Raw genomic sequence first — 24,768 nt, 5'->3', positions numbered from 1 at the left:
CCATGAATGATCTCATTAACCTCTCCCGCCGCAGTTTTATCAAAAGTACGGCTCTGGTCGCTGGCGGCCTTGTGGTGGCATTCAGTATTCCGCAAGCCAAACGCTTTATGGGTGTAGCCAATGCGGCAGAAGCGCTGCCACTGCCTGCGCCCAATGCCTTTTTGCGCATCGGCGCCGATGACAGTATTACCGTGATGTTGGCGCATAGCGAAATGGGGCAGGGCGTGTGGACCACCTTGCCCATGCTGATTGCAGATGAGCTGGATGCCGACTGGAGCAAGATCAAGGTCGAGCATGCGCCTGCGGCGCCTGCTTATGTGCATACCGCCTATGGTATCCAGATTACCGGCGGCTCTTCCACCACCTGGTCAGAGTTTGACCGCTATCGCCAGGCAGGCGCATTGACACGTGTTCTGTTGCTGGAGGCGGCGGCCAAGCAATGGAAGGTGCCAGTAGCTGGCTTGCGCACCGAAAATGGTTTTGTCATCAACGGTACGCAAAAGCTCAGTTATGGCAAGCTAGTGGAGACCGCCAGCCAATTGCCGACACCGACCAGCGTCACGCTTAAAAAACCGGAGCAGTGGAAATTGATCGGCAAGGCCACCAAGCGTCTGGACAGCGCAGAAAAAATCAATGGCACGGCCAAGTTTGGTCAGGATGTGCAGTTTGAAGGACTCAAAGTCGCCATGGTGGCACGTGCGCCTGTGTTTGGCACCACACTGAAAAGCCTGGATGATGCCGCTGCACGCAAAGTGCCGGGCGTGATCAAGGTGGTCAAAGTGCCCACGGGGGTTGCCGTGATTGCCGAGCATTACTGGGCCGCCAAGCAGGGGCGCGAGGCCCTCAAGCTGGAATGGGCGCTGGCCGGGCATGACAAACCGGATACCCCTGCCTTGCTCAAGCAATATCAGGCGCTGGCGCAAAAGCCAGGCTTGCAGGCTGCGAAAGCGGGCGATGTCGCCACGGCCAGCAAGCAGGCCAAGCAAACCATACATGCGGAATATGTGTTGCCTTATCTGGCGCATGCACCGATGGAACCTTTGAACTGTGCCGTCAAAATCTCTGATCAGGGCTGTGAAATCTGGACCGGGACGCAAATGCAAACCACGGACCAGGCGTCAGCTGCCAAGATTCTGGGCCTGAAACCAGAACAAGTGAAAATTCACACGCTGTTTTTAGGGGGCGGTTTTGGCCGTCGCGCCAACCCCCGTGCAGACTTTGTGTCTGAAGCGGTTGAAGTGGCCAAAGCGGCAGGCATGCCGGTGAAAACGGTTTGGAGCCGCGAAGACGATATCAAGGGGGGGTTCTACCGGCCGATGTTTGTTCACAAAGCCAGTATCGCGCTCGACAAACAGGGCAAACCGCTGGTCTGGCAGCAGACGCTGGTCGGACAGTCCATCATCAAAGGCACGCCCTTTGAAGGCGTCATGATCAAGGACGGCATTGATGCCACCTCGGTGGAAGGCGTGGCTGATTCGCCCTATGTGAAAGGCACTCCGCACCATGAGGTGCAGTTGCACTCGGTGCAAAGTGAGGTGCCGGTGTTGTGGTGGCGCTCGGTCGGGCATAGCCATTCCGCCTTTGTCATGGAAAGCCTGATTGATGAACTGGCGCATGCCAGCAAGCAAGACCCACTGGCCTATCGCCGCCAGTTGCTGAAAGACCATCCCCGTCATTTGGCGGCACTCAATCTGGCGGCCGATAAAGCGGGCTGGGGCAAACCGTTGCCTACAGGCGTGTTCCGTGGCATTGCCGTCCACGAGTCGTTTGGCAGCTATGTGGCGCAGGTGGCCGAAGTCTCCGTCAAAGACGGCGAGGCCAAAGTGCACCGCGTGGTGATGGCGATTGATTGCGGGCTGGCTGTGAATCCGGATGGTGTCAAAGCGCAGATGGAGTCTTGTGTCGCCTTTGCGCTGGGTGCCGCGCTCAGTAGCGAGGTGAGCTTCAAAGACGGCCAGGTGGAACAATCCAACTTCCACAACTACCAGGTGTTACGCATGAAAGATATGCCCAAAGTGGATGTGCATATTGTGCCCAGCACCGAAAAAATGGGTGGGGTGGGGGAGCCGGGCGTGCCGCCGCTGGCACCTGCCGTGACCAACGCCATTTTTGCTGCGACTGGTAAGCGTATCCGCCGGTTGCCGATTGGTGATCAGCTGGCTTAAGCCCTATGCAGTCCTCTGATTGGGAAGTGTTACAACGTGCCCGTGACTGGCTGGACCAGGGCTATGGCGCGCATCTGTTTACCGTGATCCAGACCTGGGGCTCGGCCCCCCGGTTGCCGGGCGCCATTCTGGTGGTGCGCGAAGATGGCCATCTGGTCGGCTCTGTCTCTGGCGGCTGTATCGAAGATGACCTGGCAGACAAAGCCCGTCACCAGCAATTGCCGCAGCGGGCTGCGATTCTCGACTATGGTGTAGACCAGGCGGAAGCACAGCGCTTTGGCATCCCTTGCGGCGGCCAGCTCAAGATTTTTGCCGAGCCGCTCACGCAAACGGCGCAATTAGCGCCTATGCTGGAGAGCTTGTCACAACGGCGGTTGCTTAAGCGCTCCGTCCATTTACACAGTGGTGAGGTGCGGCATCAATACGTGCTGCCTGAAGGACAGCCTTATCTGGAAAGTGACTGGTTTCACAGTTATTTTGGCCCGCAATGGCGCTTGCTGATTATTGGCGCCAACCAACTGGGCTCCGTGTTGGCGGCCATGGCACAAGCGCTGGATTTTCACGTCATGATCTGCGATCCGCGTGAGGAAATGCGTGCTGAATGGCATGTGGAAGGCGCAGACTGGTTGCCTGGCATGCCTGACGATGTGGTGTTGGAGATGGCGCCTGATCCACACACGGCGATTGTGGCCGTCACCCATGATCCCAAACTGGACGACATGGCGTTGCTTGCAGCGCTCAAGTCAGACGCGTTTTATATTGGCGCCTTGGGCTCCGTCAAAAATCAGGAAAAACGCAAACAGCGGTTGCGCAGTTTTGACCTCACCGAGCAGGAAGTGAACCGCCTGCATGGCCCGGTCGGTCTGCGTATCGGCAGCCGCACGCCGGCCGAAATTGCTGTGTCTATCCTGGCTGAGTTGATTCAGGAACGCGCGCACTTGCAGCAAACGGGCCTGGTCTCACGGGCGCACAGGCTGGCGATGGCCTGATCATTTCAAGTCGGCGGGGGTATCAATATCCCTGAAGATGCCCGGGTCCTCGCACGCAATGTGTATGCTCTGTGCCTGATGGGCGCGCACCACCTCCCGTGCGCCCTGGTCGCCTTCCACCCTAAGTAATTCAGGAATCAGCGCACGGCTGAAACCCACCGGATGACCGGCTTTGCCTGCCATGACCGGTTGTGCCAATGGATGCTGAGCCAAGGCATTCGCGACATGCTGTATGGTCTGCGGCTGGATAAAGGGCATGTCTGCCAAGGCGATCACCACGCCGGCGTACTGCGGAAAGGTCGTTAACACGGTGTTCAACCCCAGCTTGAGACTATCGGCCATGACCTGCTCCTGCTCGCCACATTCGACCACCATCAATCCCAAGGCCTTGAGGGCGGCACTCAACTCAGGCACATTGGCGCGTATCACGGCGACACTGTGAGGCAAGGCGGTGATCAGGCTCCGGGCGGCCATCACTGCCATGCATTCACCATTAGGCAAGGGCTGTAAGAGTTTGTTTTGCGCACCAAACCGGCGGGAGAAGCCAGCGGCTAACAGCAGGCCTACAGGGGATGCGTCAGAGGGAAGGGGCGTATGCATCTGGGCATGATCGTCTAAAAAATGCTTTTCTAACATAAGGCGGTGGGTTCAGCTACAGCGCTACGTCAACACCATCGTATACTTGAGCGTTCATGACAACATTCTGTTCTGGTTGAGGGGGTCCCCATGTCCTGGTTTCGGCGCTTGATGGTGTATTTGCTGTGCAGTGTAACCTGTTTGCCCGCCCTGTGCCTGGCAACTCTCGCCTCTGGCGATCATGCCTTTGGGGTCAATGTTGGTGGTGAGACGCGCGAGTATCTCGTGCATGTGCCCAAGCAGGTCGGCGCAGGCCAGGCCTTGCCCATGGTGCTGGTGCTGCATGGCGGGATGGGCAATATGCAGGTGCAGGCCACCGAACGGTTTTATCACCAGATTTCTGCGGCCGAAAAACACGGCTATATTGCCGTGTTTCCTAATGGCTACAGCCGGTTGCCGGGCGGCAAGTTCGCCACCTGGAATGCCGGTAACTGTTGTGGTCCCGCGCTCAAAAAACAAAGCGATGATGTGGGCGCGATCCGGGCCATGATTCAAGCCATGCAGCAAAAGACAGCCATTGATGCCAACCGCATTTTTGTCGATGGCATGTCCAATGGCGGCATGATGTCTTATCGGCTGGCCTGCGAGTTGTCAGACACCATCAGTGCGATCGCAGCTGTCGCCGGGACAGACAATACCAGGCAATGTCGGCCCAGCAAACCGGTGGCGATTTTGCATATTCACGCCAAAGACGATGACCATGTCCCATTCAATGGCGGTCCGGGCGAGAAATCCATGACAGATGTCAGTTTTAATTCGGTGCCTGCCACTATCCAGAAATGGGTAAAGCTCAACCAGGCCAATCCACAGGCGGAGCGTATCCTTGAAGTCAGCGGTGCCTATTGTGAGGTGCATCGTGGCGGGTTGGCGCCCGTGCAGCTTTGTGTCACCGACAGCGGCGGACATTCCTGGCCGGGGGGCAGCAAACCCCGTGGTGGGGAGGCTGGATCAACGGCGATTGACGCCAACGACGTGATCTGGGCCTTTTTCAATGCTAATGGCCGCCATTAAGCCTCCGTCGGCATGTACGCCGCAATGGGCGATTTATGTTAAAACGGGATGCTATAGCCGACGTAAGCCATGGGCTGTATGCGTGTTTCTGTGATCGGGCTGTCGTATTGTTCATCACTGAGTCGGGTGATGAATGCACCAAACAGCAGTGAGTGATTCGTCATCACAGGCATCATGCCATTGATGCCTGCCTGCCATTCAACGCCGGATCCCGCGCGGTAAAACGGCCGACTGGCGTTGACTTCATTGTTGCGCACCCCAAAGTAATAGTTGTTGAATTTCTGGCTGTTCCAGGTCGCCCCCACCAGGCCGTTCAGGCGCAAGTTTGGCGACCTTAACAGGCTCTTGATGTATTGCACCTGAAACTGCTGGCCGTTACTGTTGCCACTGGCATCCGTGGTCCATTGCGCATTCAATGTGCCATAGTCTGTTTGCCAGCGGAGCAGCGGCCCAACAAAAATCGAAAAGTCACGGTCATCCATGCCGCGCGTACGGTCGCCCTTACTGGCATCCCAGCCAAACTTGGCCTCGGCAGACAGGCCAAAGCGTAAGCGTTTATCCTCGCTATCCACTAACCAGGCGCCCGCTTGCAGGGCATTGATAAAAAAACGGTCGCCATAATTCGCGTTAATAATCGGCAACACCAGCGCGCGGTATTCATCCGAGCCAGAGGTCTTTGGCAGGACGCCAACGCCAATCCCATAAAGATTTTGTGCTCTGGGCACGGCAGTTTCTGTTTGCCGGTCTATGCGGGATTCGGCAGACGTAAGGGGACTGAAGAAGGTGATGGCCATACAAGTGCCAACCACGGGCAATGCGTGATGAAAGTTCATGGTGTGTATCCGTGTATTATTTTATGTTGATGGCATGAGCGCTTAACTGCTGATTTAGTTCCCGCATGCCATGCAGGCTTTTTCGTCTGCAGCCCCAAAACCAAAATGATTGACCATGGTCACATCGCTGCAAAGAGGAGAAAACACATGCGACCTATACATATTCAGCTGGCTAAAACATTGACCTTTATGGGCGCGCTGCCTTTTGCGGGCGCCGTGGTGGCGCAGATGCAGGGGATGGCGCACTATCATACCGGCTATCTGGCGCTGACCTATGGCGCCGTTATTATCTCATTTTTATGTGGGATACACTGGGGCTTGTTTTTGAACCATGCCCAAGACACCCGCCTGAATTTGCTGGTCACCAGCAATTTGCTGGCCCTACTTGCCTGGGCTACCCTGTTTTTTGTGGTGCCGGTCACCCAATATCTGGTGCAGATCGCCGCCTTTATCGTTTTATGGCTGATAGACCGCAAGCTGGTGGCTGAGGGGCTGATTGAACGCTGGTTTTACCAGTTGCGCACACAAATCACGCTGCTGGTGACAGTGTGTTTGTGCGCGATGCTGGTGTTGCAGTTTTAAAAGCCAGGCCAGCGTCAGATTAGACCAACTCAGGGACTGGCTTGCTTCAAGGCCTGGATTTGTTGCGTGACTTTTTCGCCTTGTTCCGGGTCTATCGCCTGAATCGCTGGCTGTATAGACTCAAGCGTCGCCAGATCTTTTTGCACAAAAGCGACTCTGGACAGCGCAAGCATGGCATCAACATCGCGCTGGTTAAGGTCATAGGCTTTTTTCAGGTCCTGCTCTGCCTGCACATAATGCTGCAAGCCTTCTTCCGCCAGCCCCAAAAAATACCAGGCATCGGCAGAAGCCGGTTCTTGGCCCGTCCATTGTCCGGCAATGATTTTCAAATCACGCCAGTCTGCATTTTGGTAGGGAATTACCACCTGCATGAAATAAGGCCGTTGTTCCAGCGGCAACGCCCAGAAAGGGACATCATTGGTTTTGAGTGACGTGGTTTCAGGCGCCGCCATCAGCTCCTTGATCCACTCGACCGGTAGGCTGTAATAAAACGCTGGTTGGCCCGGGCTTTTGAACGTGGTCAGGCCGATCAGGTTGTAGTGCTGGTCAAACAAGGCGCCGCCGCTAGAGCCCATGTAAAAAGAGGCGTTAGAGCGCACAATCAGGCTGCCATCAAACGGATAAATGCCCTTGATCGCGCCATAAGACAGCTGGGGCACCGGCGCACCGGCTGGAAAACTCATGCTAAAGACTTCTTCTTCATATTGCAGGCTTTGACTGTCTCGCATGGGGATGGGTTTGAACGGCAGCGGGTCAAACTTGAGCAGGCAGACATCGCGTTTCCAGTTGGCTTTAAGGCCTATCGGCTGATAACCATCTCTAAATTTGGCGATATTCACACCTTTGCTATTGGCAATCACATGACAGTTGGTCGCCACGTATTCGGGGCTGACCACTACACCAGAGCCCCTGCCGTTTGAGCCATCCGGCAAATCGGTGGTGACCATGACAATCGAGTGTCCGAGTTCCAGCGTATCAACAATACTGGGCTGAGCATTTAAAACATTGGTCAGCAAAAGCAAGCTGGTGAGCAAGATTGACTTCATAACCCCTCTATTCTTTATTCAGGTCTGTCGGATGTTTAAGTAACAAATTCCTAAGCGGTAAGACCTGTCAGGATCAAAAACGTTTTCGGTGCGGTGCGAGTAAGCATTTTCTGACAGGCAAATCAGCGGCAGCCTACGTCTAAGTGCGGCGCTTACCATTAAGATGGTGCCTGACTCAACCTTCAAATATTGAGCATAAAATGCATTCCCACAAATCGTATATGCTTCCCAAACTGATTTTCCTCAACATGTTGGCCTTGATGATGATTACCTTTGAACATGAAGCGCCTGCCGATAACCGTTATTTTCTTAAAGCTGTGAATGCAGGTGAAGGGGCTAAGCCTGAGCCTGAGCAGCGCGTGCAATTGGCTGAGGCTAGTGACGCCATGGCTGATGCCGCACAAGCCACGCCAGTTCAAGCCACACCCGGTAAGGTGGAGTCTGCAAGAAAAGCGCCGGTAAAACGGCGGCTGGTCAGCCACAAATCTTCACCCAAGGCTAAAGTCATGCTTCAACGCGCCAGCTATCAAAGCAACTCCCCTTTAGGTTGCTGCTTTAGAGGCAATTACAGTTAACACGACCGTTTTAAAATCGGCTATGTAAAAGATTTGAACATTTTGCCCGCACAATACTCAAGCTCCCACATGGGGGCTTTTTTGTTGCCGTACGTTATTTGATCTGCAAAACTTGATGCAATCTGATTGCATGACCTTGTTGCAGGCCAGGGCAAGAGCCAATACACTGAACACTTGTTAATAAGAATATCAATCGCCTATGTTCAAATCCTTTTTTCCCGACTCCCGCTGGTTCTGGCCGTCTGTCATTCTGTGGGCAATGGTCTGTTGCGGCATATGGTTCGAGTATTCTTCTGCCATTGGTACGGCATTGGGTTTATCCATGGTAGAGAAGGAGCCGGTGATCGGACTCGGGCATTTTGTGACTGACCCGTTCAAGCTGTTTTATCTGTATTACCTGGTGAGCGTCGCGATTTTTGCGCTGATGTGGTTCAAGCTTAAACCTAGCCGCTGGCAATGGTGGTCGATTGTCGGTAGCGCCTTTATTTTGTTCTCGACCTATTACTCTGTGCAGGTATCGGTAGCGCTCAATAACTGGCGCCGGCCTTTTTTTGATGCGGTGCAAGCGGCGCTTTCGCCAAACTCCAAGGTCACGACCGCGCAGTTGTATATCCTCATGTTACAGTTTGCCGAAATCGCGTTCGTGGCGATTTTTATTTATGTCCTGACTCGCTTTTTTGTCAGCCACTATATTTTCCGCTGGCGTACGGCGATGAACGATTTTTATACCCACCAGTGGCCGCAGGTGCGCAACATTGAAGGTGCATCGCAACGGGTACAGGAAGACACCATGCGCTTTGCGACCATCATGGAGGGCCTGGGCGTGTCTATGGTGGAGGCGGTGATGACCTTGTTTGCGTTTTTGCCGGTGTTGTGGAGCTTGTCTGCGTATGTAAGTGAGCTGCCCGTGTTTGGGGCGGTGCCTGCGCCGCTGTTCACGGCGGCAATTGCCTGGTCTGTGTTCGGTACCTTTTTGTTGGCTGCGGTCGGGATTAAGTTGCCAGGCCTGGAATTCAGAAACCAGCGGGTAGAAGCCGCGTATCGTAAAGAGCTGGTGTATGGCGAAGATGACCCGGCACGCGCGCAACCTGAGACGCTAAAAGTCTTGTTTCTGGATGTGCGTAAAAACTACTTCCGCTTGTATTTTCACTACATGTATTTCAATGTGGCGCGCAGCCTGTATTTGCAGGCGGATAATATCTTTGCCTACTTGATTCTGGTGCCTACCATTGCGGCGGGTAAAATCACGTTTGGTATTTTGCAGCAGATTCTGACGGCGTTCTCACAAGTGAGTAACTCGTTTCAATATCTGGTCAATTCCTGGACCACCATTGTCGAGCTGCTGTCGGTTTACAAACGGTTGACTGCATTTGAAGCCGCCATTAAACACGAAGCGCTGCCTGAAATCGAGCGCAGCAACGCTTAGTCGGTTGCAAGCTGGACATCACAGGTGACCGCCTAGCGGCTCACCTGCAAATGGTCAAATTTGGGCCGTTGCTCGCGCATGAACTGTGCCAGCGCTTCATCCGACAAGGGCTTGCTGTAGTAATAGCCCTGGCCGACATCGCAGCCGCTGTGCAATAAAAAGCGGTGCTGGTACTCGTTTTCTATGCCTTCTGCGGTCACTGATTTATGCAAGCTTTTACCGAGATTGATCAATGCCAGCAGGATATTGCCATTGGTCACGCTTTGTTCCAGGTCCTGCACAAACGCTTTGTCAATCTTGAGTTCGTCAATCGGATAGTTTTTCAGATAGGCCATATTGGAGTAGCCGATGCCGAAGTCATCAATGGCAATACAAACGCCCAGACGCTTGAGTTGCTCCAATGTCCGCGTAAACATGGCTTCATCCTTAAAGCGCGCATTCTCGGTCACTTCCAACGTAATCAAATGTGGCGGGACGCGTTCCTGCCTTAATACCCGTTGCACCGTCTCCACCAGGTTGCCGCGCAAAAACTGGATAGGCGAGACATTGACCGCAATCGGCACCAGATAGCCCCATTCGGTTTGCATGGCTTTGATTTTCTTGCAGGCAGTCTGCAAGACCCACTCACCAATGGCAAAAATATGGCCGGTTTCTTCGGCCACCGGAATAAACTGGTCAGGCGGGATCAGGCCGCGCTCCGGGTGCTGCCAGCGGATCAGGGCTTCCAGCGCGCTGATATTGCCGTGTTGCATATTGATTTGCGGCTGGTAATACAGCATGAGTTCTTGCCGTTGCAGGGCGTGTCCGAGGCCATATTCAATTTCGTTACGTTCGCCCAGTTGCTGTGCCAGGGAGCCACTAAACATTTGCACTTTATTTTTACCGGCATTTTTAGCGCTATACAGTGCAGAGTCGGCGCACGTCAGCAAGGTATCAATGTCTTGGGCATGGTCCGGGTAGATGCTGACGCCAACGCTACAAGTCATGTTAAACACATAGTCGCCAATGGCAATCGGTTGCGAAATGGCTTCCATGACCCGTGACAGCAAGGGTTGGGCATCTTCTGCCGAGCGCAGGCCGGGGTAGAGCATGACAAACTCATCGCCGCCAAACCGCACAATGGCATCCGTCGGGCGTGTACTCTGAATCAGCCGTTGCGCGACGTTCTCCAGCAGCTTGTCACCGGCACGGTGGCCCAGCGTGTCGTTAATGAGTTTGAAATGGTCGAGGTCAATAAAGGCAATCGCTATTTTGTAGTGAAACTTGTCGGCTTCTGCAATCAGGCTGGCCAGTTTGCCACTAAAAGCATGGCGGTTTAACAACCCGGTCAGGTTGTCTGTCACCGCCAGTTGGCGGATTTGCAACTCATAGTTTTTACGGTCGGTGATGTCTTCGACCGTGCCCTCGTAGTAAAGAATACTGCCTTGTGCATCATAGACGGCATGCGCGTTTTCCGAGATCCAGATGGTTTCGCCATTCAGCCGGTAGACTTGCGACTCAAAATTCTGCACACGCCCCTGCAGGCGGATGGCTTCGGTAAAGTCGTGACGGCGGCTGTCTTCTACATACAGTTGCGTGCTGATATTGTTGAGGTCGCTGATCAGCTCCGCCGGCGAGGCATAGCCATAGAGCTTGGCCAGCGCCAGGTTGGCATTCAGGTAGGTGCCAGATTCTGTGGTCTGGAACATGCCAAGCGTCGAGTTCTCGAACATGGAGCGGTATTTTTGCTCGGTGCTGTAGAGCGCCTGCTCAATGCGTTTGCGTTCCGTGATGTCCTGAATAATGCCTTCAAGGGCGACGGGTTTGCCCTCGGGATCAAAGACGCCGCTGCCGCGTTCGGCCACCCAGCTGATTTCGCCATCGGCACGCACAATGCGGTATTCAAGTGCAAACCGTTGTTTGCGACTGACCGCTTCATGAATGATTTTGCGCGCCTGTGCACGGTCTTCAGTGTGCGTGATCCGTTCGTAGGACTTGACCTTGTTCAGGATCAAGTCTTGCGGAGCATAGCCGGTCAGCGACTCACAGCCTTTGCTGACATAAATCATGGTCCACTGATCATCATACAGGCAGCGGTATATCATGCCATCCAGATTATCCAGTAGCGTATCCAACAGCCGTTGTTGCTGTGAGGTCATTAAGGCATCGACGATTTGTGTTTGCATCATGTCCCAGTTGATCTGGCCACGCATTACAGCATCGCCTGTTCAGTTTGCCTTTGCTGGCCGATAGTGACTTTTTCCCACAGGCTTTGGGCATTCATCAGGGTCAGCATGCTTTGCTGGGCGAGATTGGCAATGGCAATGCCGGGGTTGTTGCTAATCCCCTTGAAAAAAGTATTCATGGGCTGAATCTGGTTGGGGGCAAGGTAAGGAATCTCGCCCAGCGCCGAGACAAAGACCCCGAATTTGAGGGCGGCTGCCTTGTCTTCAATCACCACAATCTGCCGGTAATCGGTAAAGTAGTGCGCGTGACCCAGCATGCGCGCCAGGTCAATAATAGGGATGACCTGATCGCCATAGGGGTGCATGCCCGCAATAAAAGGCGCCGACTCTGGCAGCGTGCGTAACTGCACTTCGTCAATCGCTTCGCGGACAAAGCGGGCCTCTATCCCTAGCCAGCTGTTGCCGACATAAAAGGTTGCGTACTCCTGGCTGTCTTCAGCATTTTGCAGGAACAGGTTGGGGTTAAATTTGTTGTGGATGACCTGCGACTCTGCCGTGATGCGCTGGTTGATTTCGTTGACATTGCCAAGCGGGGTAAAGATCAAGGCAAAGACTTTATTCCGGTAGTCGTCTTCTGCCCCCTTGAATTCACGATAACCATACGCCGCGTGCACCCCTACCGCATAGTAGGTGTGATGGTAAATGGCAATATCAAACAGTCGCTGGCCTTCATTGAGATTGCTGATTTCCGGCATCAACGCAAAGTCATCGCCGGTGGCAAAGTCTGCATGCGTGCTGGAGATCACCTTGAGCTGTTCGTTGACAAACAGCGTAAAGCTGCCGCTGACCGGGGTATCGGTTTTGTCGCGTGGAATCACATCACGGAGCATGGCCTGGAATTGCGGCTTGCTGTCAAACACAATGCCTATGCCACCGACAATACTGTTGCCATCCAAATGCCGGATCGGCGCTGCGTAAATATAGGTTGCCTGATGGTTGTACAAGGGCGTCGGTTCAAACTGCGACACCACATAGTCCTGACTGGAAGTACAGCTGCGTGTGCGGCCTACCCATTCTTCGGTGAGCTGACTGTCGATCAACTCATTGTAACGTGGGTTGGACACTGCAATCACCGTGCCTTGCCGGTCAAAGACGATCAGGTTGTCATAAACAGTATACAAGCCATTGATGTAGCGCAGAATTGAGCTGATCTGGTTTTTATCCTGTGCTGAGAGCTGGGCATTACCCAGGCACTCTCTGAAGACGTGTGTGAGTGCCCACCAACGGACGTCATTCGCTCGCTCGTACAGGTTGCGGTCCATGATCTCTACCGCCAGCTGCGCATAAAAACTGGAGTTTTCGAGCATCACCGAGACCACGGTCTGATACAGCTCAGAGACCATGCCCTCAATAATTTGCTGGGTTTTATGTCCGGTATTGCTGATCTCCGAGAGCAGGCTTTTGGAGAAGTTCTTTTGCTGGGTGTTGACGTAGTTGCTCTGCCAGATATTGCCGTTCCACACCGACTGGTTCAGCTTGCTCTGAATGTTGGCCGCCTGTTTTGGAATATTCAGCAGGCTTTCAGAAAAAATCAGCGGGCTGCGCATCACCTTGCGCAAGATTTCCGCATCAATATTGCTGATCATGCCCTGCATGCTCTGGTTGAATGCATACTCAAGCGGAATCATGGCTTGTCCCAGCCAGCCTGGCCCTGAGTAGCCTTGATAATTCTCGGCCTGCTTGGTGACACACAGGTATTCACGGCCCGCAAATCGCGCCACAAACCAGTCCTTGTCCGTGTCTGCACAGAGGGTGATGCCAATGGGGATTTGGTGCGGATCGCTAGATGCAATCACGTGACGATGCTCATCCAGCAGGATGCCTATGGTCCAGTCCGAGCCAGAAATCAGGTTTTGAAAAATGGTTTGCAGTTCGTTCACAAACTTGAAGCACAAGCAGAGGACGCCTAAAGACCGCAGGCCATCACTGCTGCGCACTTCATGCGCATACATCAGGGATTGGTAAGGTTTGCCGTTGATTTCCGTTTCATAAAAATACTCGACATACGGCGCGCTGGATTGTGCTGCCAGCTTGAAAATTGCGTGTTGGTCTACCAGCGTCTGCTGAGAGGCATCCAGCTGATGCAGCAAGTTGCCCGCCATATCAAAAAGGGCAATATTTTCGTAGACGGTATATTTGTTTTGATATTCCTGAAAGCGGTGCGTGATACGCAATTGCTCATGCGCCGTGACTGCGCCTGCCGCATGTTTTTCAAGGTAGCCCCTGACATCATCGTCGGTGGCAAAAAAGCCGATATCCGCCGTGCGTTCAAACAGGTTGCGGATCAGCAGGTTAATGACCTCAAATGCCTTGGATGTCAGCTGTGCCGCCGTTTTGTGCAAGGTTTCTTCTGACAGGTGGCGTAACACGGCATTCGAGATTTTGTTGAATGCCGTGCGTGTTTCTTCCATTTCGGAGCCGGTGCCGGACAGTTGCGCCATCAGCGCAAGACTGTCCCAGGCATTTTGTAGCTGGTAGATGTGTGAACGGAAATCGTTGACCTTTTTAAAATGGCTGGCGAGCTCTTCAGTCAAAGGTTGTGGGTGCATATATTTCTAGTGTTCTTCCATGATTGCAATTAATTCCGCCTATTTATAGCAAGAATGGTTCCCATTTAGCGGGGTCGAATTGCAAAACAATGGCAAGAAAAATGCTTTTATTTAAATATTAAAACCTGAGGGACATGATTTCGCTGGTGATTGGTCAAATAAACGCTACCTGCTTTGCGCGCATGCCTTGTGTTGGTGCGCAGTTGGCTAAAATGGTGCACGCGTGTCTGGTGTTTTTCATGTCAAAATAGGCCTTCCTTTTTCCTGAGTTCGCCAGCGCATGATTAATACCATGATAGAAATCCACAGTGTGTCGGAAGCGATCCGTGATGCAGTGGCACCCGTGTTTTTGCTCACTGGCATCGGGTCGATTCTCGGCGTGTTAATTGGCCGCCTGGGCCGCTCAATTGACCGTGCCAGGTTTTTAACCGATACGCCGGAGGAGAAGCGTGAGCGGTTCAAGGATGAGCTCAAGATTATTGTCAGGCGCACCAAATGGCTACGCCGGGCGATTGGCCTGGCCACGTTTGCCGCCTTGTGTATTTGTGTCTCTATCGCCAGCATGTTTATTTCGGTGGAAACCGGCTTGCGCTTGCCGCATCTGGTGATGGTGTCGTTTATTATCTCGATGGCGTCACTGATATTGGGACTGCTGTGTTTCTTGCGCGAGATTGTGCTTGCCTCACGCGAAGTGATCGTGCCGTATCAGCAATTGGAAAAACCGGCGCGCAAGCAGGCGGGCAAGTCCTAGCGGTAAAGTGCGCGGATCACGTCGGTTTGTGTCAGCAGGCCGACCAGTTTGTTGGAGGCATCCACCACGGGCAACAGTTGCAAGTGATGGCTGGTCATGAGCGGAATGGTATGCATGAGATGCATCTGGGCCTGGATGGTGATAGCTGGCGTGGTCATGATTTGGCCGACAACTTCCGCTTTGTCGCTATGGGTGGTGGGTGACCAGCGGATCAGTCGCTGCAGGGCAGGCCCCACTTCGCGATAACTGCTCGCCTGGGCATGCCGCAAAAAGTCTGACAGGCTCAATATCCCTATCACCAGCTTTGCCTTGTTGACTACAGGCACCGCAGGTTCGGTCTGCGCCAGCATGGTGTGCCAGGCGGCTTCCAGAGGGTCGCCATATTCAAAGGTGGTCTCCACTGGCCGCATGATCTGTTCGCAGGTAATCGCCTCCAGTTTACGGTGGTAGGCAATCAATTCGGTTTGCTCAAGCAGGTGTTGTAATTGCGAGGGGTGAATGTCCAGCACTTCGTGAGACTGCCCCAGTGCCTGCTGCAAATCTTCAGGCGTGAATCCAAACTGGTAGCGCATATGCGTGGGCGTCGCTGCGGCATGGTCATGATCCGCCACCGGGTATCGATAGCCGGTCAGACGATGGTAAATCCAGGCTGTGAGTACCAGTAACAGGCTGTTTGCCAGCACCGGCCACCAGATAAAGCCAAAGCCGAGTTGCCAGATTGATTCGCCGCCCAGCACGGCAGTCAGGGCCACCGCGCCGCTAGGCGGATGCAGGCAACGAAAGGCAAACATCAGCGCAATCGCCGACAGCATGGCAAGCGCTGCGGCGGCGACCGGAAAATCTGGCAACCATTGTGCAAACAATACCCCGCTTAAGGCGGCCAGCGTATTGCCTGCCAGCAAGGCCCAGGGTTGTGCCAGCGGGCTGGATGGCAAACAAAACAAAATGACGGCGGAGGCCCCCATGGGCGCAATCAGGAACACAGCAGTATGCCAGTCTGCAGCTGGCGCTTCTGCGATGACCAGGCCGGCCATCCCGCCAGTGAGCAAAATCCCCAGGCCCGCGCCCAGCGCCGCCCGTGCGTAATCGCGCATCGACCCGGTCATGCGCCGCGGCCAATAAGGCTTTAAAAAACGGGCGAGGTTTGCCATTCCAATTCAAAAAAGCAAAGACCGCAGTGTAACACGGACCCTTTTTAGGGGTGATGTTGGTGTGACGATGAGCGGGAATTTCTCCCGATACAATTCGGTTACAAAAATTCGGAAACTTAGGCCCTGTTTTAAAGCTCATAAGCGCTGAATGGTCCTGCAAGAAAGGACACAACTTGATTGATGCAGAAGAAAGGAAACTGTGATGCAATCGTTCTTACAATCAAAATTGACGCATTGGGTGTCTGTGCCTTTGGCCGTGGCAGCACTGTTTGGTGCTGGCTACTGGATGAAAGGCTACACGCTGGTGAATCATGCGCAGGCGACTGCGCCGGTGTCGGCCAAAACCATGACCGCGCCAAGTGCTTATATCACGCTGCCTAACTTTGCCAGTATCGCGTCTACCCAGGGCGCTGCAGTGGTGAATATCAGCGTCAGTGGCACCGTGAAAACCGCCGGGATTCCGGGCATGGATCCTAGCGACCCCATGTTTGAGTTATTCCGCCGGTTTCAGCCCAATATGCCACAAACCGAAACGCCGATGAATGGCCTGGGTTCAGGCTTTATCGTCAAGTCTGATGGCGTGATCCTGACCAATGCCCACGTGGTGGATAAAGCCGATGTGGTGACCGTCAAACTGTCTGACAAGCGTGAGTTCCAAGCCAAGGTGGTCGGCGTGGACAAGCTGACCGATGTGGCGGTGCTGAAAATTGATGCCAAAGATTTGCCGACTGTCCGTATTGGCAGTACCAAAAGCAGCAATGTGGGGGACTGGGTCGTGGCAATAGGCTCGCCCTTCGGCTTTGACAACACGGTGACGGCAGGCATTATCTCGGCCAAATCCCGCGCCTTGCCAGACGAGGGCTATGTGCCTTTCCTGCAGACTGACGTGGCTATTAACCCCGGTAACTCTGGCGGGCCGCTCTTCAACCTGAATGGTGAGGTCATTGGCATTAACTCGCAAATTTACAGCCGTAGCGGTGGCTATCAGGGCCTGTCATTTGCGATCCCGATTGATGTGGCCATGGGCATTGAGCAGCAGTTGCTCGAAAAAGGTAAAGTCAGCCGTGGCCGTCTGGGCATTGGTGTGCAAGCCATTAACCAGGATTTAGCTTCTTCATTTGGCTTGCAGGCCCCCAATGGTGCCCTGGTCAGCAATGTCGAGAAAAATGGCCCTGCGGATAAAGCCGGCCTAGAACCTGGCGATGTGATCTTGAAGTTTAATGGTCAGAGCATAGACCGCTCCAGCGACTTGCCGCCCATGGTGGGCAGTATCAAGCCGGGCAGTACGGTCAGCGTTGAAGTCTGGCGCAACAAACAGCTCAAAAAACTGACTGTGCGTATTGATGAAATGCAAACCGCGCAGGTAGACCCTGCTGCCAGCATGGATAGCAAGCAAGCCAGATTAGGGGTGAGTGTGCGCCCGCTCACTTCGCAAGAGCTGGCACAGACGCAACTGAAGCAGGGCTTGCTGGTGGAAGAGGTGGGCAAAGGTCCTGCCGCCAATGCCGGCATCCAGCCAGGTGACGTCATTCTAGCCGTTAATGGCGATCAGGTGAAAAGCGTCAGCCAGTTGCAGGACAAGTTAACGCAAAACAGCAAGAATGTGGCCCTATTGGTCATGCGTGGGGACAGCAAACTCTATGTTCCCGTTAAAATAGGTTGATTCACGTGTTGCTTCCTTAGCCATTTGCCCCGCAGTTGCGGGGCTTTTTTATTCAGGCAGCGGTGTAGACGCCAAAGCGTTTAACAATTCTGCCAGACTGACCTTTTTGCCCGGTAAAATAACAATATGCAAACATTTCAAATCACCCCCATCGAAGACCAGACCCTGCAAGCCGCGCTGGCCCAGCAGATCAACCAAAAAACCAAACCCTTAGGCGCCCTTGGGCGGCTGGAAGCCCTGGCTATGCAACTGGGGCTGATCCAGCAAACCGTACATCCGGTGTTGCAACAGCCCACCATGCTGGTGTTTGCAGGTGATCATGGCATCGTCGCCGAAGGCGTCAGCCCTTATCCGCAAGCGGTGACGGCGCAAATGGTATTCAACTTTTTAAATGGCGGTGCCGCCATTAATGTGTTTGCGCGCCAGCATGGGTTTGAGCTGCATGTGGTGGATAGCGGCGTCAATGCCGTATTCGCCCCGCACCCCAAGTTGATTGATGCCAAGGTGGGCATGGGCACCGCCAGTTTTCTGCATCAGCCGGCGATGACGGCCGAGCAATGCGCACAGGCGATTTACCGCGGCTCGCAAATTGCCAGGGATGCCATTACCCAGGGCTGTAATGTGTTGGCACTGGGCGAGATGGGCATCGGCAATACCTCCAGCGCCAGTTGCCTCATGAGTGTGCTGTGTGGCTTACCCATGCATCAATGTGTGGGGCGTGGCACCGGTGTCAGCGACAAGGGGTTGCAGCACAAACTGGCGGTGCTCACTTCCGCCTTGCAAGCGCATCATGTGCCTGCCAGCGATCCTCTGCATGCATTGGCCGTTTTTGGCGGCTTTGAAGTCGCCATGATGGTTGGGGCATTGCTTGCCGCTGCCGAAGCCCGTGTCACCTTGCTCATTGATGGTTTTATTGCCACCTCGGCCTTACTGGTGGCCGCTAAGCTGTATCCGCAGGTGGTCGACTATTGCGTCTTTGCACATTGCTCTGACGAAAGTGGCCATGGCATCATGCTGGCGCACCTCAAGGCGCAGCCCTTGCTGCATTTGTCCTTGCGTCTGGGCGAAGGCACCGGCGCCGTACTGGCTTATCCCCTGTTGCAGTCTGCGGTTGCCTTTCTCACCGAAATGGCCAGCTTTGAGAGTGCTGGCGTCAGCGAGCAAGTGCAGTGAAATCGCAATGGCGTTCCTTTTTGCTGGCCGTGGGGTTCTTTACGCGTATCCCGGTGCCTGCACTGCCTGACTTTAAAGAAAGTGATCTGAATCAGGCGGCCCGCTATTTCCCGTTGGTCGGCCTGTTGGTGGGCTTACTGGCCGCCATGGTCTGGTGGCTGGCGCATGGGCTCTTCAACCCGGCATTGGCCGTGTTGTGCAGCATGGCTGCCACCATCCTTGCCACAGGCGCCTTTCATGAAGATGGCCTGGCCGACAGTGCGGACGGCTTGGGCGGAGGCATGACGCGCGAGCGCAAGCTGGAGATCATGCATGACTCTCGCCTTGGCAGCTACGGCGCCATTGCGCTGGTGGGCATCTTGCTGTTCAAGTTTGAGGCTTTGTCTGCGCTGGCGCCCGCTATCTTGCCGTTTGCCCTGATTGCCAGCCATGCCCTGAGCAGACTGGCGGCGGTGTATGTGATGGCGACGGCCAACTATGTGCGCACTGCGGGCAAGGCCAAACCGCTAGCCACTACGCTGACCCGGCAGGATATTGTATACGCCAGCGTCTTCGGCCTGCTGTGCTGGCTGGGCTTTGCCCTGATGCTGGGCATCAATCAGTCATTGATGGCTGCCGGACATTTTTTACTGATCACCAGCTTGCCTGTGCTCGTGGTCTGGCAGATGTGGCGGCAAACGATGTTACGACAGATTCAAGGGTATACCGGCGATACGCTGGGTGCGACACAGCAACTGACTGAAGTCGCTTTTTATTTGGGCCTGCTGGCCTGGGAGCGCTTGGCATGAAATTGACGTTGGTGAGACACACCAGTTTACAAATCGCTGAAGGCATCTGTTACGGACAAAGCGATGTCGATGTCTCGGCCAACTTTCATCACGAGTTGGCCAGCGTGCAGCAAAAGCTGCAAGCCGATGCTTTCCACGCCCTCTATACCAGCCCTTTGCAGCGCTGCCACAAACTCGCACTGGGTCTGGCCCACGGCCTGGGGCATGCCGGAGACATTCAGGCCGATGTGCGCCTCAAGGAGCTGCACTTTGGCGAATGGGAGATGCAGGCTTGGAACGATATTCCGCGTGAGCGATTTGATGTCTGGGCCAAAAACTATGCCGAACTTTCGCCGCCACAAGGCGAAACCTTTGCCCAGTTACAGGCGCGCGGTGTGGACTTTTTGCAAGAGATACAAGCCCGCCATGCCGGTGAACATGTGCTGGTGGTCACCCATGGCGGCATGATACGCGCGCTGATTGCGCATGTGCTGAATATGCAACTCAAAGGCTTGTTCCGGTTGCATATCGATTACGCCAGTTTGACCCGCATGGAATTTTTCGGGGACATTCCCAAAATTACGTTTGTGAATCGTTAGTATCAGGCTTGTATCACCTGCAGGCACGCTCTCCATGTGGGTCACCACGCATGCGTCTCTAAAAACCAGTCTGTTCTGCCATTGGCAGGAGGGGAATTCCGCTTCGTCGCTGTCTGACCAAGCGTGGGCTAGCGTACAGTCGGGGCTTAAAAAGGCTGCGACACTCTAAGGCCCTAAACGCAAACACTTGGTACAAGTGGAATGGAGAACAATGAATACAGTCAAAGCAAGTGACATCAAGCCGGATATGTCGGTGGTCTGTTCGCAAAACAATGAGTTTGCCAAGGTCGACCATATGGAAGGTGAGCAAACGATTAAATTAATGAAGGATAAAAGCGGCCAGCACCACTTTATCCCGCTGAGCTGGGTCGTTTCAACAGAAAACAATCAGATTCAGGTAGATCGCTCTGGTGAGCAAGCCATGAAGGATTGGAAAAGCTCGGCATCGGCCAACTAAAGTAGTGTAGCGCATCGTCTTGCATCTCTTGTTGGCATCCGCCGCGGGGGATGTTTTTTTGTGAGTGGCGACAGCGTCCGAGGACGCTGCGGCATAGCTAGCCGCTTATTTTTTGTCTTTGCCAATCTGGTTGCCAATGATGCCGCCAACGGCTGCCCCACCCACCGTACCCAGTGCACCTCCACCCGTCAGCACTGCACCCGCTACACCGCCCACGCCAGCGCCAATCGCTGTACTTTTATCTCGTGTGGTCATGCCACTGCATCCTGTCAGCAATATAAACAGTATGGCAGCCAGCAGCTTGTTGCTTTTGTGATTCATCGTATTCATGTTGAGACCTCTTGAGTCAGGGTTGAGTAAGCGTACACAAAGAGCTTATCTCCGCATCAACACCCGGTCTGTGCGCTAGCTGCAGATGCAGTGGCTGACCATGATTCCGGTGGCTGCCCGCTAAGCGCGCTAACGCACAGACCCCGGGTGCATTCATTCCAATAATGGCAGCAATCAACACGCAGCTTGTGTTTTCAGCATGGCCGGGCAGGCGTGATGCAATCGTCACCTGGCTGCAGTTAACAAATTGAGGAGCAGGGAATGAATCGTTTAGCAATCAGGCATATTTTTATCGCCGGGCTGTGTGGTCTCGCCGTGACCGCCTGCAATGACCCCAAGAACGCACAGGATGTGGGTAAGGAGATAGACCAGGCCGTCGAAAGTGCCGAGCAGCGTCTGGGCCAGGCCCAAGACCCACTGGAAAACAAGACGGATGCCGCAAAGGAAGCGCTCTCTGATACGGCTATTACCACGAAGGTTAAAGCTGCGTTTCTGGCCGAGTCCAGTATTGCCAGCATGGATATCGCGGTCAGTACCCTCAACGGGGTCGTTACTCTGAATGGGGTGGTCACTTCGCTGGCCAGCCGCGATAAGGCTGTGGAGATTGTGCAAGCGATGCCCGAGGTGAGCAAAGTCGATAATCAATTGAAGATACAGTAGTTTTTTAACAGAGACAAAACTCAGGCGCGGAGATGCGCCGGGTTCATATTGAAGATCACTCGAAACCATACAGCGGCAGAGTGCACGCTCACGCATGACCAGATTGATGCCTTGCGTGACAACATCACGCACCAATAAGCGCACTTGCTGACGCTGCCTACGGAGAAGACCATGACCATGATACAGATTTTGATCCTTGTTTTTATATTGATGCTGATTGGTGCCTTGCCGCGCTGGCCGCATAGCCAGAACTGGGGCTATCTGCCCAGCGGCGGACTGGGGCTGATACTGCTGGTGTTGCTCATCTTGCTGTTGACCGGACGGATTTAATTGACTGACAACATGTCGCTTGGCCAGGCTTGCACACTGGTTCATGCAACCCATTTTTACTTACTTAAGGCATCGTATGCATCCTGCTGTCATGAATGTTCCGCTTAAAAAAATCACTGTGGCCACCTTGTTGTCCCTGAATATCGGCATGGTACATGCCGGGCAGATGTATCAGGGCGACTGGTATGTGTTACCGGTTGCCAGCAGCCTGCGCACCGATGACCAGCTGGATGCCAAACAGCATGGCGGCGGCTTTTTTATCAAGCTGGGCAAGGAGCTCTCGCCTGACTGGGATGTGCAAGGCGGTTTTACTTACAATCGCGTGGCTGAAGATACCGGCATCGCCGGCGTCGGCGGGCATTACAAACAAATCACCCTGGGTGCTGACGTGTTATATCTGTTCAGCCGTCAGGCGCTACGGCCATTTCTACTGATAGGCGGTGGCGTCGCACGTAATAATGTGGATTACAGCAATCTGCCTGGGCTGCATCATGAAATGCGCACCTCCTGGATGGGCAATGCCGGTCTGGGCGCGCAATGGATCATCAGCGATCGCTTTGGCGTACAGGTGGATTGGCGACGGCAATGGTCAAAGTCTGATGCCCATGCACCGGGTACCAGCGTGGATACCTCAGGCACCATTGCTAACGATCTGTTCAATATCGGCGGCATGTGGCGTTTTGGCGCACCGTCACTGGCCATCCTAGCTGCAAACGACATGCCGCCACCCAATGCCCCGGTCACACGCCCCATGCCAACAGCCACACAAACTGAGCCCAGAACAACTGCGACTCTCCCGGTCGCCGCGCCGCCTCCCGATTGCAAAGCCCAGTTTGAAACAATTACGCTGTCGGCAGAAAAGCTGTTTGATTTTGATAAAGCCCAGATGCGTGAAGGCGCAAAACCATTGCTGGATGACGTGGTGAGCAAGTTAAACGCGCATCCTGAATTTGAGCTGGTGATGGTGACCGGCTACAGCGACCGCATCGGCAGGCAACAATACAATCAGCGGCTTTCTGAACAAAGAGCCAATCAGGTCAAAGACTATCTCGTGCAGGCCGGCGTAGCGTCCGGCCGACTGAAAAGTGTAGGCAAAGGCGAGGCCGATCCCAAAGTCAGCTGTCAGGGCATACATGGAGAGCCACTGATTCTGTGTTTGCAACCCAATCGGCGCGTGGTCATCGAAGATCAGGCACAGCACCAGTTGCCTGACCGGCCCGGGTGCTCTTAACGTCGACGCCTACTCTTGGGTCGCTTGTTAACCCTGAGCGACAGCAGCGTCACGTTGCCAGCATCGCCACCTGGATGTGTCAGGTGCGATTCCCAAGGTCGGTTTTGTAAACCCGTTAAGATGCTAGGCGGTGCTTAATAGCTCAAATACCTTGTCGCCCTCGCAATGCGCCACATTAAAGCGCAACCACGATGAAGGCTCCTGATACGGTCTGAACAAGTTGCCAGGGGCCAGCATGACGTTCTGTCTGGTCGCCCGACTGGCGATTTCGGCCGCCTGTCTGCCATGGCCCAGGCTTGCCCAGACGAACATGCCTCCGGCCGGTTCGGTGTAAAGCGTCAGCCTGCATTGCTCCAGCGCCTGAATGACTTGCCCTCTTTTGACCGCCAGTCGGTTGCGTACTTTCTCCATATGCTTGCGATACCTGCCTTCTACCAGGATCTGGTACATCACGCGCTGGTTGATTTCAGAGCTGGTCAGCCCTGTCAGGAGCTTGAGGTCTAGCAGCCTGCGCGCCAATTCTGCCTGGCAGGCGATAAAGCCCACACGCAGGCTGGCAGAAATGGTTTTGGAGTAACTACTGACATAGATGACGCGGTTGAGCTGGTCCAGGGCGGCGAGCCTGACCGCCGTTTGCGGGTGAAAGTCACCATAAATATCGTCTTCCACCAGATAAAAACCATATTTTTCTGCCAGCTGTAACAACTGGTGTGCCACCGCCAGGCTGGTGCTGGTGCCGGTCGGGTTATGCAGCACGGTGTTGGTGAAAAACAGCTTGGGCTTGTGTATGTGCAACAGCTGCTCCAGCTGTGCGATATCGGGACCATGGAGTCCGCGCGGCACGCCAACAATCTGGGCGCCCATGGATTTGAGCAGGCCAAATAAGGTGTAATAGCCGGGATCATCCACCAGCACCACATCGCCCGCTTTGATCATGAGTCTGGCGATCAGGTCTAGCCCATGCGAAGCGCCGTTGGTGATGAGCAGTTGCGAGGCCTCAGCGTGGATACCGATCTCGCCCAGGATTTTTTGGGCAAGCAACTGCCTGAGCGGTAAATAGCCGCTGACGTCGCCATAACTGGTTAAAAAACCGCCAGACTTTCTGGATAATTCATGCAGGCTTTTTTGAATGACTTTTTGATCCAGCCAATCCTTGGGTAGCCAGCCGCAGCCCGGCCGGATCGCCTCTGGCACATCCCTGAAAGTATTATGCAACAGCCACAATACATCATCTGCCCGCTCCAGATAAGACGTGTCCGTCACCGGCGTTTGCAAGGGGGTGACGGGCGCCACATAAAAGCCAGAACCGCGCCGCGACAGCAGGTAGCCCAGCGCGACCAGGCGATCGTAAGCATCGACCACGGTAAAGCGGCTGACCCCATGTTGCGCGGCAAAATCACGGATAGACGGCAGGCGCGCACCGGTGCGTAGCACCCGCTGTGCGATCTGTTGTTGGATCCCGCTGACAATTTGCTCAACCAGCGGTACGGGCTCAAGCGGGTTAATGGTGATTAACGGCTGTGTGATTGGCATGGTAGATGGGCCTGTACAGTTTTGTGGATTGATGCATAAAGTGTATATGTAGTGTACTGGCTTTGGCGATTACGATCACGCTGTCT

23 protein-coding genes are annotated in these 24,768 nt (G+C 54.3%); 15 read left to right on the top strand and 8 right to left on the bottom strand.

The window, feature by feature from the left end; translation table 11 throughout:
* Positions 1-2 precede the first annotated feature (2 nt).
* Complete coding sequence (locus INP77_RS09995; protein ID WP_194748872.1) at positions 3-2,165, top strand: xanthine dehydrogenase family protein molybdopterin-binding subunit; 2,163 nt, start codon at positions 3-5, stop codon at positions 2,163-2,165.
* A gap of 5 nt (positions 2,166-2,170) precedes the next feature.
* Positions 2,171-3,154, top strand: a complete 984-nt coding sequence (locus INP77_RS09990; RefSeq protein ID WP_194748871.1) for an XdhC family protein — start codon at positions 2,171-2,173, stop codon at positions 3,152-3,154.
* On the opposite strand, the gene INP77_RS09985 is transcribed toward INP77_RS09990, so the two are convergent.
* Positions 3,155-3,754, bottom strand: a complete 600-nt coding sequence (locus INP77_RS09985; protein WP_194748870.1) for an NTP transferase domain-containing protein — start codon at positions 3,752-3,754, stop codon at positions 3,155-3,157. It abuts the gene before it with no gap.
* A 126-nt stretch (positions 3,755-3,880) separates the two neighbouring features.
* On the opposite strand from INP77_RS09985, the gene INP77_RS09980 reads away from it, so the two are divergent.
* Positions 3,881-4,801, top strand: a complete 921-nt coding sequence (locus INP77_RS09980) for a PHB depolymerase family esterase (RefSeq protein WP_194748869.1) — start codon at positions 3,881-3,883, stop codon at positions 4,799-4,801.
* A 38-nt stretch (positions 4,802-4,839) separates the two neighbouring features.
* Here INP77_RS09980 and INP77_RS09975 read toward each other — a convergent pair whose 3' ends face one another.
* Positions 4,840-5,634: a MipA/OmpV family protein gene (locus INP77_RS09975; protein ID WP_194748868.1), complete on the bottom strand. Its 795-nt coding sequence runs from the start codon at positions 5,632-5,634 to the stop codon at positions 4,840-4,842.
* A 147-nt stretch (positions 5,635-5,781) separates the two neighbouring features.
* Between INP77_RS09975 and INP77_RS09970 the strand changes: the two genes are divergently transcribed.
* A complete protein-coding gene (locus tag INP77_RS09970) occupies positions 5,782-6,216 on the top strand; it encodes a DUF3429 domain-containing protein (RefSeq protein WP_194748867.1) in 435 nt (144 codons plus the stop codon).
* Positions 6,217-6,245: 29 nt separating this feature from the next.
* On the opposite strand, the gene INP77_RS09965 is transcribed toward INP77_RS09970, so the two are convergent.
* Positions 6,246-7,262, bottom strand: coding sequence for a trypsin-like peptidase domain-containing protein (locus INP77_RS09965; protein WP_194748866.1), 1,017 nt, complete (start codon positions 7,260-7,262; stop codon positions 6,246-6,248).
* 200 nt (positions 7,263-7,462) lie between these two features.
* Here INP77_RS09965 and INP77_RS09960 point away from each other — a divergent pair, with 200 nt between their 5' ends.
* Both INP77_RS09960 and sbmA read left to right on the top strand, forming a co-directional pair.
* Entirely contained in the window at positions 7,463-7,837 is a 375-nt protein-coding gene (locus INP77_RS09960) for a hypothetical protein (RefSeq protein ID WP_194748865.1), read from the top strand.
* A gap of 199 nt (positions 7,838-8,036) precedes the next feature.
* Positions 8,037-9,263, top strand: a complete 1,227-nt coding sequence (gene sbmA / locus INP77_RS09955) for a peptide antibiotic transporter SbmA (protein ID WP_194748864.1) — start codon at positions 8,037-8,039, stop codon at positions 9,261-9,263.
* Positions 9,264-9,295: 32 nt separating this feature from the next.
* Here sbmA and INP77_RS09950 read toward each other — a convergent pair whose 3' ends face one another.
* Both INP77_RS09950 and INP77_RS09945 read right to left on the bottom strand, forming a co-directional pair.
* Positions 9,296-11,455 (bottom strand): bifunctional diguanylate cyclase/phosphodiesterase, encoded by a 2,160-nt coding sequence (locus INP77_RS09950; protein WP_228518846.1) that lies wholly within the window; start codon positions 11,453-11,455, stop codon positions 9,296-9,298.
* Positions 11,455-14,037 carry a chemotaxis protein CheW gene (locus tag INP77_RS09945; protein ID WP_194748863.1) on the bottom strand — a complete coding sequence of 861 codons (2,583 nt, stop codon included), beginning with the start codon at positions 14,035-14,037 and terminating at the stop codon, positions 11,455-11,457. Before INP77_RS09945 ends, INP77_RS09950 begins: the two co-directional genes overlap by 1 nt.
* A gap of 280 nt (positions 14,038-14,317) precedes the next feature.
* Here INP77_RS09945 and INP77_RS09940 point away from each other — a divergent pair, with 280 nt between their 5' ends.
* Positions 14,318-14,788, top strand: a complete 471-nt coding sequence (locus tag INP77_RS09940; RefSeq protein ID WP_194748862.1) for a DUF2721 domain-containing protein — start codon at positions 14,318-14,320, stop codon at positions 14,786-14,788.
* On the opposite strand, the gene INP77_RS09935 is transcribed toward INP77_RS09940, so the two are convergent.
* The gene (locus INP77_RS09935) at positions 14,785-15,894 is read right to left on the bottom strand and encodes an HPP family protein (RefSeq protein ID WP_228518845.1); all 1,110 of its coding nucleotides are present in this window, start codon (positions 15,892-15,894) and stop codon (positions 14,785-14,787) included. The genes INP77_RS09940 and INP77_RS09935 overlap by 4 nt on opposite strands.
* Before the next feature lie 247 nt (positions 15,895-16,141).
* On the opposite strand from INP77_RS09935, the gene INP77_RS09930 reads away from it, so the two are divergent.
* The 5 genes from INP77_RS09930 (at position 16,142) to INP77_RS09910 (ending at position 20,598) form a co-directional block, all read left to right on the top strand.
* Entirely contained in the window at positions 16,142-17,602 is a 1,461-nt protein-coding gene (locus INP77_RS09930; protein ID WP_194748860.1) for a DegQ family serine endoprotease, read from the top strand.
* A gap of 126 nt (positions 17,603-17,728) precedes the next feature.
* Complete coding sequence (cobT, locus tag INP77_RS09925; RefSeq protein WP_194748859.1) at positions 17,729-18,775, top strand: nicotinate-nucleotide--dimethylbenzimidazole phosphoribosyltransferase; 1,047 nt, start codon at positions 17,729-17,731, stop codon at positions 18,773-18,775.
* On the top strand, positions 18,772-19,563 hold the full coding sequence (locus INP77_RS09920; protein WP_194748858.1) for an adenosylcobinamide-GDP ribazoletransferase: 792 nt from the start codon (positions 18,772-18,774) through the stop codon (positions 19,561-19,563). The genes cobT and INP77_RS09920 overlap by 4 nt, the downstream gene beginning before the upstream one ends.
* Positions 19,560-20,141, top strand: a complete 582-nt coding sequence (cobC, locus tag INP77_RS09915) for an alpha-ribazole phosphatase (protein WP_194748857.1) — start codon at positions 19,560-19,562, stop codon at positions 20,139-20,141. Before INP77_RS09920 ends, cobC begins: the two co-directional genes overlap by 4 nt.
* Positions 20,142-20,352: 211 nt before the next feature.
* Positions 20,353-20,598, top strand: a complete 246-nt coding sequence (locus INP77_RS09910; RefSeq protein ID WP_194748856.1) for a DUF2171 domain-containing protein — start codon at positions 20,353-20,355, stop codon at positions 20,596-20,598.
* A gap of 105 nt (positions 20,599-20,703) precedes the next feature.
* Here the strand turns inward: INP77_RS09910 and INP77_RS09905 are convergent, their stop codons facing one another.
* Positions 20,704-20,928: a glycine zipper 2TM domain-containing protein gene (locus INP77_RS09905; RefSeq protein WP_194748855.1), complete on the bottom strand. Its 225-nt coding sequence runs from the start codon at positions 20,926-20,928 to the stop codon at positions 20,704-20,706.
* Positions 20,929-21,189: 261 nt separating this feature from the next.
* Here INP77_RS09905 and INP77_RS09900 point away from each other — a divergent pair, with 261 nt between their 5' ends.
* The 3 genes from INP77_RS09900 (at position 21,190) to INP77_RS09890 (ending at position 23,149) form a co-directional block, all read left to right on the top strand.
* Positions 21,190-21,588: a BON domain-containing protein gene (locus INP77_RS09900; RefSeq protein ID WP_194748854.1), complete on the top strand. Its 399-nt coding sequence runs from the start codon at positions 21,190-21,192 to the stop codon at positions 21,586-21,588.
* A gap of 171 nt (positions 21,589-21,759) precedes the next feature.
* Entirely contained in the window at positions 21,760-21,918 is a 159-nt protein-coding gene (locus tag INP77_RS09895; RefSeq protein ID WP_194748853.1) for a DUF3309 family protein, read from the top strand.
* Between the two features lie 91 nt (positions 21,919-22,009).
* Complete coding sequence (locus tag INP77_RS09890) at positions 22,010-23,149, top strand: OmpA family protein (RefSeq protein WP_194748852.1); 1,140 nt, start codon at positions 22,010-22,012, stop codon at positions 23,147-23,149.
* A gap of 123 nt (positions 23,150-23,272) precedes the next feature.
* Here the strand turns inward: INP77_RS09890 and INP77_RS09885 are convergent, their stop codons facing one another.
* Positions 23,273-24,682 (bottom strand): PLP-dependent aminotransferase family protein, encoded by a 1,410-nt coding sequence (locus tag INP77_RS09885; RefSeq protein ID WP_228518844.1) that lies wholly within the window; start codon positions 24,680-24,682, stop codon positions 23,273-23,275.
* Between the last annotated feature and the right edge of the window lie 86 nt (positions 24,683-24,768).

The organism is Methylophilus sp. 13 (assembly GCF_015354335.1).
In the GTDB taxonomy this organism is placed as follows: domain Bacteria; phylum Pseudomonadota; class Gammaproteobacteria; order Burkholderiales; family Methylophilaceae; genus Methylophilus; species Methylophilus glucosoxydans.
This window is presented reverse-complemented; position numbering and strand designations above follow the sequence as displayed.